Source organism: Fictibacillus sp. B-59209 (genome assembly GCF_036216745.1).
In the GTDB taxonomy this organism is placed as follows: domain Bacteria; phylum Bacillota; class Bacilli; order Bacillales; family Fictibacillaceae; genus Fictibacillus_C; species Fictibacillus_C marinisediminis.
Window position 1 is genome coordinate 1 of the sequence record NZ_JARMMC010000040.1, and the last position, 11,902, is coordinate 11,902.

General features: G+C 41.0%; 13 protein-coding genes. 12 read left to right on the forward strand and 1 reads right to left on the reverse strand.

Annotated elements, in window-relative coordinates:
- Window positions 1-246: 246 nt before the first annotated feature.
- Window positions 247-762 carry a DoxX family membrane protein gene (locus tag P4361_RS21680; RefSeq protein WP_328090966.1) on the reverse strand — a complete coding sequence of 172 codons (516 nt, stop codon included), beginning with the start codon at window positions 760-762 and terminating at the stop codon, window positions 247-249.
- A gap of 270 nt (window positions 763-1,032) precedes the next feature.
- Between P4361_RS21680 and P4361_RS21685 the strand changes: the two genes are divergently transcribed.
- The 12 genes from P4361_RS21685 (at window position 1,033) to P4361_RS21740 (ending at window position 11,893) form a co-directional block, all read left to right on the forward strand.
- Complete coding sequence (locus P4361_RS21685; protein ID WP_053354213.1) at window positions 1,033-1,215, forward strand: hypothetical protein; 183 nt, start codon at window positions 1,033-1,035, stop codon at window positions 1,213-1,215.
- Window positions 1,199-2,338 (forward strand): stage II sporulation protein P, encoded by a 1,140-nt coding sequence (locus P4361_RS21690; RefSeq protein WP_328090967.1) that lies wholly within the window; start codon window positions 1,199-1,201, stop codon window positions 2,336-2,338. Before P4361_RS21685 ends, P4361_RS21690 begins: the two co-directional genes overlap by 17 nt.
- 61 nt (window positions 2,339-2,399) lie before the next feature.
- Complete coding sequence (locus P4361_RS21695) at window positions 2,400-2,891, forward strand: DinB family protein (RefSeq protein ID WP_328090968.1); 492 nt, start codon at window positions 2,400-2,402, stop codon at window positions 2,889-2,891.
- Between the two features lie 279 nt (window positions 2,892-3,170).
- Entirely contained in the window at window positions 3,171-3,584 is a 414-nt protein-coding gene (locus P4361_RS21700; protein WP_256226973.1) for a hypothetical protein, read from the forward strand.
- A complete protein-coding gene (locus tag P4361_RS21705; RefSeq protein WP_328090970.1) occupies window positions 3,581-4,855 on the forward strand; it encodes an ammonium transporter in 1,275 nt (424 codons plus the stop codon). Before P4361_RS21700 ends, P4361_RS21705 begins: the two co-directional genes overlap by 4 nt.
- A gap of 498 nt (window positions 4,856-5,353) precedes the next feature.
- Window positions 5,354-6,478 (forward strand): glutamate 5-kinase, encoded by a 1,125-nt coding sequence (gene proB, locus P4361_RS21710; RefSeq protein ID WP_328090971.1) that lies wholly within the window; start codon window positions 5,354-5,356, stop codon window positions 6,476-6,478.
- Window positions 6,475-7,722, forward strand: coding sequence for a glutamate-5-semialdehyde dehydrogenase (locus P4361_RS21715; protein WP_328090972.1), 1,248 nt, complete (start codon window positions 6,475-6,477; stop codon window positions 7,720-7,722). Before proB ends, P4361_RS21715 begins: the two co-directional genes overlap by 4 nt.
- A gap of 108 nt (window positions 7,723-7,830) precedes the next feature.
- Window positions 7,831-8,112, forward strand: coding sequence for a DUF6509 family protein (locus P4361_RS21720; protein WP_256226976.1), 282 nt, complete (start codon window positions 7,831-7,833; stop codon window positions 8,110-8,112).
- Between the two features lie 236 nt (window positions 8,113-8,348).
- Window positions 8,349-9,182 (forward strand): MBL fold metallo-hydrolase, encoded by an 834-nt coding sequence (locus tag P4361_RS21725; RefSeq protein WP_328090973.1) that lies wholly within the window; start codon window positions 8,349-8,351, stop codon window positions 9,180-9,182.
- A gap of 96 nt (window positions 9,183-9,278) precedes the next feature.
- Entirely contained in the window at window positions 9,279-9,698 is a 420-nt protein-coding gene (locus tag P4361_RS21730) for a 5'-nucleotidase C-terminal domain-containing protein (RefSeq protein ID WP_328090974.1), read from the forward strand.
- A gap of 332 nt (window positions 9,699-10,030) precedes the next feature.
- Complete coding sequence (locus P4361_RS21735; protein WP_053354204.1) at window positions 10,031-10,819, forward strand: response regulator transcription factor; 789 nt, start codon at window positions 10,031-10,033, stop codon at window positions 10,817-10,819.
- Window positions 10,820-11,893 (forward strand): XdhC/CoxI family protein, encoded by a 1,074-nt coding sequence (locus tag P4361_RS21740; RefSeq protein WP_328090975.1) that lies wholly within the window; start codon window positions 10,820-10,822, stop codon window positions 11,891-11,893.
- Window positions 11,894-11,902 lie beyond the last annotated feature (9 nt).

The window sequence follows — 11,902 nt, forward strand, 5'->3', positions numbered from 1 at the left end:
CTGTCCAGAAAGTCGAAAATTGACCTTCAGGCAGCCCCTTTTTGGCTTGAAAAATCTTCAATGAAAAGTTAATTGAAGTGGAAGATGCGAGACTCCTGCGGGACTAGCGTGACAGGTGAGACTCCCGCCGGTGCTTGCACCAAGAGGCTCACCGCACGCCCCGCGGAAAGCGAGCAGCCTGGAACGGAAATCAACAGCTTACAGACTTCTTGGACAGCCCCTTTTTTGTTATTGTTATGTAATCTACTATGCACTTTTAGACAAAGAAGTATTCGATAATTTCCTTTTCTTGAATTTCAATCCCAGATAGTGAACAACCCAGCGGTCCATACCGGTTCGCCCAGCATTTGCTCCTGCAGCCAGAACGATCATACCTGCTAGAACCATTTGCGGGTTGACAGATGTTGTACCGGAGAATAAATATGCAAAGTTCATTGTAAGCCCCATGAGAACCGCTAAACTAGTAAACATACCTAACAGGAGCCCAAGACCTACCAAAAATTCTCCCCAGGGAATTAGCGCATTAAAGATTTCAGCATTCGGCAGAGCGACTTGCCGCAAGAAATCACCCCACCAGGGCTGAACTGCAGGATGATTACCAGAAACTTGCTTAAGAGCCCCCAGCATAAAACCACTGGCATCAAAATGTCCGCCGCTGATTTTTTCCCATCCTGCCTGAACCCACTTAACTCCAAGATACAACCGAAGAAGTGTAAGCACATAAGAGGCTAAACGATTTTCTCTTAACCATTGAATAAACATAGAATTCCTCCTAAACAACAAATGATAACGATTATCATTTTCACATCAAATTCTAACTTGGTCAATGCGAAAATAGTTTCATTACTATACTCTCTGCTTAGTTAAGAAGAACCATTTCATGAAGTAATAATAATTGTCCGCCCGCGTGAATAGCTGCTTTTTCGTTCCAGGCCCGCTTTCGCTTTTCTTTGCATTCTTCCATCTTTTTCAGAATAAAATCTCTCAGATTGAATATAGTTTACTAGAAACGGACGGAAGAAGGTGAATTCTATGAGACTTCAAGCAGTGTACTTTTGGATTCTCATCATGATCTCTACGACAGGGTTCAGTTATCTTTATTTATCATCGCTATTTACTGTTGGGTTCCTTGTTACCGGGCTCATCATGGTGTGTTTAGCCTACATTGCCATTGATCTTAAAGAGGAGGAGGAATGGGATGAGAGACAGCAATAACGGCTTGTTTTCAACGGGTATAAAGGTTTCTCTCCTTAGCATTCTCCTATTCTTTGTAGCGGGATTTATATCATCCGCAGAAATTAAGTTCGATGTATCTTCGTCCCTTGTTAAAAAGTGGTTTAATAACTTTACAACGGAAGCCTTGGTATATGCCATCGGATCAGAGAATCCTTATTATACGCAGGTACTTCCAAAAGAGAGCAAACCGCCAGCCGCTTCTTCCATCATGCTGCAGCTCATGACCAACCTGAGGCCAGGGGACCCGCGAAGTTTGATCGGAACGGAACTGCCGGGCTTTGCGATCTATGATTCAGAGATTTATATTGCCGGAAAAGGGACAACCTATTCTACATTGCCGATTGAACCGACATTGCCCCTTCAGGAAATTCTAAAGCCGAACGAACCAAATAAAAAGAATGTAAATATCGATAACCCGAATGAAGAGATTCCTCCGCCAAAACTTAAAACAAAAGGACAGGTCGTTTATATTTACCATTCACACAGCTATGAATCATTCAGGCCGATCCTGCAAGGAGGCAAAGTTACAAGTTCCAATCCAAAGACCAACATTATAGCGGTAGGTGACCGGTTAAAACAGGATCTGGAGAGCAGAGGGATTGGCGTAGACCATGACACCACTAACGTAGGGGAAAAGTTAAATGCCAGAAAGTGGACTACCAATCGAGCGTATGCACTGTCACGAGAAACCGTCCAGCATGCCGTCTCACAAGACCGTGATCTATCTTACCTAATTGACATCCATCGTGATTCTCAGCCTAGGAAAATGACAACGATCTCTATCAACAACCAGCCTTATGCGCGATTATGTTTTATCGTTGGAAGGGAACATCCGTCTTTTGAAAAGAACCTACAGATCGCAGAAGAACTGAACAGTCTTGTAAATAAAAAGTATCCTCATCTCAGCCGGGGGGTCATTATTAAGAATAAATCCCAAGGCAACGGCATCTACAACCAGGATCTTTCGAACAACGCCATGCTGATTGAAATGGGAGGAATCGATAACGACTTCCGTGAACTGTACAGAACCGCAGATGCTTTTGCAGATGTGTTCAGCAGCTTTTACTGGCAGGCAGAGAAGGTAAATGGGAATGCGAATTAGAATATAGTGAGAGGAGCTGTTTCAGCGGCTCTTTTTTTATGAAAGATGAAGGGGGATAAGAATGAATCGGATCGAATATGAATGGGTCAAACAGACGAGAGAAATTCTTTTGAAATTTTGTGATGAGCTTCAACCTGAAGATTTCACAAGACACATTGATGGGTTCGGCTTCCAAAGTGTGCGGGATTCACTGCTTCATGTTGCAAACTGCTATCATGGATGGCTCGGTTCCTATATTTTATTGCAGACGAAAACGCCTCTGACACCAAAAGAAAACATTTCAAGAACAAGTTTAGAAGAAATTAAACAGAGATTTATCCAGGCTGATGCCTATGTTGATGATGTCCTTAATGATTTGGATGGGCAGATGGATGAGCTTATCATAAGAGCCATTCCTTGGAGAGAGCATGGAGAACCTATTTCCATTTCAGCTGCACAGCTTCTTCTGCATGTGGTAACACACGAATACCATCATAAAGGCCAAATTATGGCGATGGCCAGACATATGGGTTATGAACCGCCCAATACAGATGTGCTGGGGGTTGGGGATTAATCAAATTTTTAATTATTGTACGAAGAGCATTTTCATTGTATATGAAATGCTCTTTTTTCATGCGTAAAAACCAACATTCCGGCAATCAGATAAATTTAACAATTTCACGTACCGTATTTTAATTATTTAAAAAATAAAAATAATATTTAAAGATCTAAACTCAAAATCTACCTATTTTGACAATTACATCGATATTTTTCAACATTCCATCATTGACTCGCAAGTAACTTATCGATATAATGTCAGAAAATATAACATTGAATTGTAAGGGGTATTTACATGTTAGTACGTGATGAAGTAAATCCAAATATTAACATTCGAATTTCACCATCAGAACTTTTAAAAATGCTGCAATTCATGAAAACAAAAAAAGAACAAGAAATTGAACGGATTAAAAACAAGATTAATAAATACGTCCAAAAGAAAAATGCCGAAGATGCCTTTTATCAATCACTATCCCCTTTTCGAAAATTATTTACAGGCCGTTCTCCCAGCCATCATCAAGCAGTTGAATACATTGCACATGTAAAAGAACCACTTAAACAAATTGATAAATTAAAACAAGGTTTATTTGAGCTGGATCATTCCATCCACGGTCTAAAAGAAGAACCATCAAAAGATGAGATTATCCTTTCACGCTCTATTATTGGGGAAATAAAGATGAATCGGAAATCGGGGAAGGAAACAACATGACCATTCACACACTAAATACAGGGTTAGATACCATTTGGGTTGTCTTGACTGCAGCTATGATTATACTAATGGAGGGTGGTTTCGCTCTATTAGAAGCCGGATTCGTCAGACATAAGAATAACGTAAATATTCTCATGAAGGTATTTGCAGACATTACAATCGGTACCCTTTGTTTTTACCTTATTGGGTTTGGTTTAATGTATGGAAAGGATTTGTCGGGCTTAATTGGAAGTAACGGATTTATGATTAAAGGAGATCTCTCACACTTACACTTTTTAATTTCTGTTGATACCTTTTGGCTATTCCAAGCAGCGTTTGTTATTGCCGTCATTTCCATTGTATCTGGCGCTGTTGCTGAGCGTATTAATTTCCGTGCCTACATTCTTTATGCCGTTATCATGACAACCTTTATTTACCCGGTTGCAGGCCACTGGGTCTGGGGCGGAGGATGGCTCGGAAAGCTTGGAATGCAGGACTTCGCAGGTTCTGCGGTTATTCATGCACTAGGTGGATTTTCTGCTTTAGCCGCAGCAATTTTTATCGGTCCTCGAAAAGGAAAATTCACTCCTCAAGGAGTTAGTACAGTCTCCTTGCCAAGTAATCTTCCCTTAGCATCTGTAGGCGCCTTCTTACTTTGGTTTGGTTGGTTTGGTTTTAATGCAGGAAGTACGTTAAGTGCCACTGATGCCAGAATTGGACATATTGCCATTGTAACCATGCTGTCAGCAGCATCAGGCGGTGCAGCAACAATGCTTTATACCCTTTTTCGTTATAAGCGCTCTGATGCCCCTTCGGTTATTAATGGATCATTGGCTGGGTTGGTAGGGATCACAGCAGGATGTGCTTTTGTCAGTGATCCTTTTGCTATCCTTATTGGAGCTGTATCTGGTCTGCTTATGCTTTTCGCCACTTATTGGTTAGAGATCAAAAGGATTGATGATCCTGTAGGCGCGTTTCCTGTTCACGCGGTTTCAGGAATATGGGGAACCATAGCGGTAGGGTTGTTTGCAACAGATAAAGGTCTTATTACGACAGGTAACTGGCACCTGTTAAGCGTTCAGCTTTTAGGATTACTCGTCTTGTGCATATGGGGTTTTGTCTTAACCTGGATGGGACTTAAATTGATTCAATTGTGGATACCTGTCCGCTCGACTGAAGAAGAGGAAGAGGTTGGATTAGATATTAGCTACCACGGTATGGTAGCCGCTTTTCAGGAACAAGAGTTTATCAAATACGAAAGTAATTACCTCCATCATAAAGATGATGATTAATAGAATGAATATTGAACCAAAGGCACATACCCACCTTCATTTTACGTTGCAGGTGGGTTGTTTTTTATTTACATTAATCATATTTATAACCAACAGGTGGGCAGAAGGTATGAAATCCAGCAAAAATAGAAGGTTGCGAACCCCGATTTTATTACTTACGGTAAAATTTCCTGAATTTTCTTGACATTTGTTGATGAAGTAATGCATAATATTCTTTAAAATTATCTGGTGCGTTAATAGGGGCCAGTAAATCTGTTATCAGGCGAAAGAGAGTGGAATTCATCAGGCTGAGAGATTCCATCGCTGAAGAAACTATTGAACCTACCCCTTGAGCTGCTAGGCGAATAACCTGGCCGTTTCCCTCGTTACGGGTTTTAAGAGAGTATCATCTGCCTAGATGATACTAATAAAGGTGGTACCGCGGATGACAGACTCTTTCCGTCCTTTTTTTAAGGATGGGAAGGGTCTTTTTTAGTAAACAAAAGGAGTGGCGGATACATGAGCAAAAGACGAATCGTTGTAAAAATCGGGAGCAGTTCCCTAACCAACAAGAACGGCGGACTAAGTAAGAGTAAACTTACCGAACATGTGGAAGCAATCGTCCAATTAAGAAAACAGGGACATGAAGTTATCCTGATCTCTTCTGGCGCGGTGTCAGCGGGGTTTGCCGATTTAGGGTATCCCGCGCGTCCTGTAACAACAGCCGGGAAACAAGCCGCTGCAGCTGTGGGGCAAGGGTTATTAATTCAAGCTTATACTGAAATCTTTAAACAACATGGAATTGTTGCTGCCCAACTGCTGTTAACACGGAATGACTTTTATAAAAAAGAACAGTACAGCAATGCCTATGCGACGTTATCCGAACTGTTAAAACGTTCCGTTCTTCCAATCATTAATGAGAATGATTCCGTTTCGATAGATGAATTGACCTTTGGAGATAATGATATGCTCTCCGCCCTTGTCAGCGGCCTCGTGCATGCAGATTTTTTGATGATATTGACGGATATCAATGGACTGTATGATCAAGATCCTCGAACGGTTCCAACAGCGCACCGGTATGATTTTCTTTCCGAAATTACAGATGACCATATTCAGATGACGAACTTGGCGTCGGCATCAAAATTTGGTACAGGAGGTATGAAATCAAAACTCCTGGCCTCAAAAACCGCTCTCTCGCTGGGGGTAAACGTCTTTGTCGGTACAGGCTCCCATCAGGAAAAACTCCTTCATATTTTAGATGGCATGGGCGACGGAACATATATCGGCAATTCGCCTGCCACTCCATTAAAAACACAGAAACAATGGTTGGCTTTTCATTCACCGATCAGCGGAATCATTGAAATTGATGATGGAGCAGCAAAGGCTATTCTGTTCGACGGAAAAAGTTTGTTGCCAGCGGGAATTCGTGCTGTCAGTGGTGTGTTTTCAACCGGGGAAGTGGTAGAAATCATCAATTCCGCAAAAGAAGTCATCGGTAAAGGCCAGGTTCAGTATTCCTCTGAAGACTTACAAATCATTAAAGGATTAACGAGTCAAGAAGCGATGGAAAAGACCAAGAATACTCACCCTGAAGTAGTTCATCGCAACAGATGGCTGTCCATGATAAAGGAGAGAATCGTATGAAAGAATTAATCACCAAAGCAAAAAAAGCAAAAAAAGCGGTCACTGAACTCATCACAAAAACGACTTCACAAAAAAACGAAGCGTTGCTGCGCATCGAGGACCAGTTGATCCAAGAGATACCCTACATCTTGCAGGAAAATAATAGAGATATAGAGCATGCTCGAAACACTGGTGTGCATGAGTCCTTAATTGACCGACTGATGCTGAATGAGCAAAGAATAAAGGATATGTCAAAGGCACTGGTGCAGCTAGCGTCTTTACCAGATCCAACAGGAAACGTGCTAGAGAGATTTGAACGTCCCAATGGGCTCATTATTGAAAAGGTAGCTGTCCCGCTAGGAGCCATTGGGATGATTTATGAAGCAAGGCCCAATGTCACTGTAGATGCCGCCAGTCTGTGTTTAAAGACTGGAAACGTAGTCCTGCTTCGAGGAAGTTCTTCAGCTATCCATTCAAACAAAGCGTTAGTTTCTGTGATCCACCGTGCACTGGAACTTAGTGATCTCCCAGTAGATTCTGTTCAGTTAATCGAAGATACGAGCCGTGAGACAGCTGTAAAGCTGTTTAAAATGAACGACTATCTTGATGTTTTGATTCCGAGAGGCGGGAAGGCGTTAATTCAGGCCGTCGTCGAAAACGCTTCTGTTCCTGTTTTAGAAACAGGTGCCGGAAACTGCCACGTTTATATCGATAAAAGTGCTGATAAGAAAATGGCGATTGACATCGTTCTCAACGCCAAAACCCAACGTCCGTCGGTTTGTAATTCTATAGAAACCGTGCTCGTTCATGAAACCTGGGCGAAAAAACATATGAAAGAGATGGTCGAAAACCTCATAGAGAGAGGGGTCGAGCTGCGAGTCGACCAGAACATTCATGAGCTCTTTCCAGCCATTGTATTAGCAACCGAGGAAGACTGGCAAACAGAGTACTTAGATCATATTTTAGCGATAAAAACCGTGTCGGGCACATCGGAGGCCATTGAACATATTACCCGCTATGGTTCTAAACATTCCGAAGCCATCATCACGGAAGCTGAAGATAACGTTCGTTCATTTTTTCAATTGGTAGATGCCGCCGCGCTTTATCATAACGCCTCAACCCGTTTCACCGATGGCCATGAATTCGGCTTTGGCGCTGAAATCGGCATCAGTACACAAAAGCTTCACGCTCGTGGGCCGATGGGCTTGCCCGCCTTAACCTCAAGCAAATATGTGATCAGAGGAAACGGACAGATACGGGAGTAGGAAGTGACGTTGTGAAACCGAGCAGCGGATATCCGCTGCTTTTGTTAGTTGTTATATACTTTTTGAAGGGTATAATAAGGAATACACTATAAGGAGGTACATGTATTTATGAATGTAATTAGACATACACTTGATAAGCTTCGGGATCCTACCAATATTCTCGAAGGGGATCGATACGAATTTATCATACATATAGAGGTTGAAGAAGACGATGAACTGTATATGGAAAATGGCGTATATATTAAACTGATTTATGCTGCTCTGCCTCAAGAGCCCCGAATTGTTCAATACCACTTATACGAAGACACAACAAACAATCCTCTTGATTTTGAATTAGAAGACGACGAAGTAGATGAGCTTAGAGAATTCTGCCGAAGCCAAGTGCAGTAAAACAATAAAAACATTAAAACAGTATCCATCAAAATTTATGGTTACTGTTTTTTTCATTTAAGATTCATCTTCATTTAGCTGCTGTCATGATGCACTTCAATTCCACCAAACCCGGGGTTGCATCGGAAATTTTCGACTGAAATTATCTCTTACTTTGATATTATTGGAGATAGGATATAGTTTCCTGTTATTGAATGTAAGAAGAAAAAATTCTTAAATAGGTAAGGGGAATATTCATGATTCACTATCAAAAAAAGGGTTTGACAGTTTTTCAAAGTGCGCTTTGGCAAACAACAAGTACAGTAGTAGAGGAAGATGAGTTTGTCCTTATTGTCGATCCTTCTTGGCTCCCCCATGAAATTAAAGCCATTCAAGAACACGTTGAGGAGCTTAATCGAAATAAAGAAGTATATCTTTTATTTACCCATGGAGATTTTGACCATATTATTGGTTACTCAGCGTTCTTAAATGCTAAGGTCATTGCAAGCGAAGGTGTGAGTAATCATCCTGCTAAAGATTATAAACTTGGTCTTATAAAGGATTTTGATCGTAAATATTACATAGACAGGCCTTATCAGCCTAAATTTCCAGTTGCTGATATTGAGATCAACAAAGATGGCCAGCAGCTTGCATTAGGAAGCACAACGTTAACCTTTTATTTATCGCCTGGTCATACTCATGATGGAATATTTACAATCATTGAGCCTCAGGGGATTTGGATTGCCGGGGATTACCTTTCGGATTTTGAACTTCCTTTTGTATTTGATAGTGTAAAGGCTTATCAGTCAACACTACTAAAAGCAAATACAATATTGGATAAACATCATCCATGTGTTTTGGTACCCGGCCATGGCAAAACAACTGAAGGTAAAGAAGAGATGAAGCAAAGAATTGAAGCATCCCAAACCTATCTTTCCCGGTTAATAGAGGCTGTTGAAAATGAAGATGAACAAACATTAAGCCAGTTAAGGCAGGAGATGCCGTATGAATCAAGTTTTACTTCAAGCTGCCACGAAGAAAATGTGCAGCAAGTGAAAAGGGAGTTTGCGAACGAATGGGGGAAGCAATGAGAATAGACAATATACATACGAACGACCTTCAAAGTCATTTTGAAAATTTTTCAAGAGCGGGAACGTTCACGTATCTGATAAAAAGCTAATTGAAATATGCCCATCCCCCTAAATGCAACTTCATTTGAAGTCCATGGGAAACATATCATAACCGCTTTAGAACTATCTTTGGATGCGCAGCACTGTTTGTCAGACGGAAGAGGTCCGGGATTCAGAGGTAAGTATACGGGGAGCTTGCATATTGCGGGTGGTAAAATCATTCATGATGGAAAAAGAGTTATTGATATATTAAATGGAGAAAAATCAATAGAGAAAGAAAAATGGTATACAGTGGCTACATCCGATTACCTTCATCGGGGTTCAGGGTATGAATCACTTGCTAACAACAGAAATCAAACGTTCCTGGCTGAAGAAATAAAAGACGTGATCCGAATTTATGCAAGTAAGAAAGAGTTTGTCGAAAGGGCTTCAGTTTCTAGATGGATTGATCAAGAAAATCATAGGTTGATGGTGTAGAAGTGGAATCCAGTCCATTAATACTGAAAATTCATTCAAAGTGTCCCGGAATATTCCTGGGATACTTTTTTAATGCAGCCTTGAAATAGTCATTTTATTGTATACTACGGGGAATAGTACAAGCTTATTTATATCTTTACATAATATTTTCAGGTTAAAAAAAGAAGATTTTATAAGTCCCAAAGCAAGAAATTAGAACCAGGCATTTACCTTGTCAATTAGTATGGAAATAATCAGAAAATTATAACATGATTTTATAAAAATGATTATCAGATTTTAAAACTGCTTATTACTCAATCGCGTTAACCTAAATATGTGAGGGGGGGGCACAAGTGTCCGAGTTACTCATTGTCGATAATGATAAACAAAGCCGCAAGGAAGTCTGCTCATTAATTGAAGAAAGCAAATACAGCTTTCTATCGATCTATGAATCGAGCACGGCTAACCGGGGTATGCTGCTGCTGAAACAAAGTAAACCGAGTGCGCTGATGATTGATCTTTCTTTACCCGATATGGATGGTATGGCTTTTGGCAAAACAGCCCTTCAATTGTATCCAGATCTCCCCATCATCGTGATTACCCAGTTAAAGATGTTTGAACTTGTTCAGTCATCTATTAATTCCGGATTTTTAGGGTATTTATTGAAACCGCTTTCTAAACATGAACTAATTGAAACGCTGGACAGGGTTTTAATCCCGGTTCTCGGCAAAAGTGTGAACCGTGTGATGAAAACGGGGGAAGATCATTTCACAGCAGATCTAAAAAATCCTATCGGCAGCGCCATCCAATATATGCAAATCTATTACGGTGAGCCGCTAACCTTAAAGAGTCTGGCGGACAAAGTTTACTTAAGCCCCTCGTATTTCAGCAAAATGTTTAAAGAAGATACTGGAATGACTTTTGTTGAATATCTGTCTTTTGTCAGAGTTCAAAAAGCAAAAGGACTATTGCGAATGTCTTCACTGCCCATCGAAGTCATCGCAAATAATTCTGGATTTGCTAATTCAGGATACTTTGCCACTACATTTAAAAAGCTGCTTGGTATTACACCGAGCGAATACCGTGAGCAATTTCATTTACAATCAGAGCCGGGATTAACTATATCAGCAGGAGGTGCATAAATGCTTCCCATTTATCTTGAAATGAAGCGATGTGCTGAAAATGGCATCCGGGGAGTTCTCGGAACGATTATTCGTACTGAAGGGTCAACCTATCAAAAGGAAGGCAGCAAATGTTTTTGGGCAGAAGACGGAAAGCTGACAGGCTTATTGAGCGGAGGCTGTGTGGAAGGAGATTTGGCCGAACATGCCCGGGAAGTTCTGAATCACTTTTCCTGCAAAACGCTAGCTTATGATTTTCGAGACAAAGGCGATGATTTGTGGGGGCTTGGGCTTGGTTGCAACGGATCGATTAATATTTTTTTGGAACCGTTTGACCCTGTACACCTTCGAGAAAGCACAGAACTCAGCTTAGAAATCTATCAAAAAGCCGACAACTATGAAACAAGCTTGGCTACAATCGTCGAAGCAGAAACTCCATCACTTATAGGAAAAAAATGGATGGTCAAAAATAATAGTTCTGATCCCGTGAAATCAGGACTTCATTCTGTTACCTATGAAAAAGAAAAGGTCCTTGTGTTTACAGACACTATTACACCCACTCCCAGACTAACGCTATTCGGAGCAGGTCCGGATGCTGTTCCACTCGTAAATGGTGCAAAACAATTGAATTGGCACGTATCCGTAATTGATTATCGCCCGTCTTTTGTAAACAAACAGAATTTTCCTGAGGCCGATCAACTGCTTTGCATCCCTAAAGGAAAATGGCCAAAACTGGAGTTAGAAAGCTGTTCTTTTGTTGTTATCATGACCCATCATTTTGATCAGGACCTTCTGTTGCTTGAGCAAATTCTTGAAACAGATGTTCCCTATATTGGAGTGCTTGGACCCAACAAACGTACTTACCAGCTGATGGATAGGCTTGGAAGGGAATTTCATGAGGAATGTCTCTCACGGCTTTATAGTCCAATAGGGCTTGATATTGGATCAAAGACTCCTGAAGAAATTGCACTCAGTATTCTTGCAGAAATGGTAATGGTCCATCGAGGGAAGGGGAGCGGAAAACCCCTTCATGTTATGAAAGAGACAAGCTTCACTAAGTACCTGCATAAGAAAGTGGGTGAACTGGCATTTTAACTGAAAAGA

Bases quoted from the DNA above. Each gene is read 5' to 3' on its own strand.
- P4361_RS21680 (WP_328090966.1), bottom strand. From the start codon at position 762: ATGTTTATTCAATGGTTAAGAGAAAATCGTTTAGCCTCTTATGTGCTT.
- P4361_RS21685 (WP_053354213.1), top strand. From the start codon at position 1,033: ATGAGACTTCAAGCAGTGTACTTTTGGATTCTCATCATGATCTCTACG.
- P4361_RS21690 (WP_328090967.1), top strand. From the start codon at position 1,199: ATGAGAGACAGCAATAACGGCTTGTTTTCAACGGGTATAAAGGTTTCT.
- P4361_RS21695 (WP_328090968.1), top strand. From the start codon at position 2,400: ATGAATCGGATCGAATATGAATGGGTCAAACAGACGAGAGAAATTCTT.
- P4361_RS21700 (WP_256226973.1), top strand. From the start codon at position 3,171: ATGTTAGTACGTGATGAAGTAAATCCAAATATTAACATTCGAATTTCA.
- P4361_RS21705 (WP_328090970.1), top strand. From the start codon at position 3,581: ATGACCATTCACACACTAAATACAGGGTTAGATACCATTTGGGTTGTC.
- proB (WP_328090971.1), top strand. From the start codon at position 5,354: ATGAGCAAAAGACGAATCGTTGTAAAAATCGGGAGCAGTTCCCTAACC.
- P4361_RS21715 (WP_328090972.1), top strand. From the start codon at position 6,475: ATGAAAGAATTAATCACCAAAGCAAAAAAAGCAAAAAAAGCGGTCACT.
- P4361_RS21720 (WP_256226976.1), top strand. From the start codon at position 7,831: ATGAATGTAATTAGACATACACTTGATAAGCTTCGGGATCCTACCAAT.
- P4361_RS21725 (WP_328090973.1), top strand. From the start codon at position 8,349: ATGATTCACTATCAAAAAAAGGGTTTGACAGTTTTTCAAAGTGCGCTT.
- P4361_RS21730 (WP_328090974.1), top strand. From the start codon at position 9,279: ATGCCCATCCCCCTAAATGCAACTTCATTTGAAGTCCATGGGAAACAT.
- P4361_RS21740 (WP_328090975.1), top strand. From the start codon at position 10,820: ATGCTTCCCATTTATCTTGAAATGAAGCGATGTGCTGAAAATGGCATC.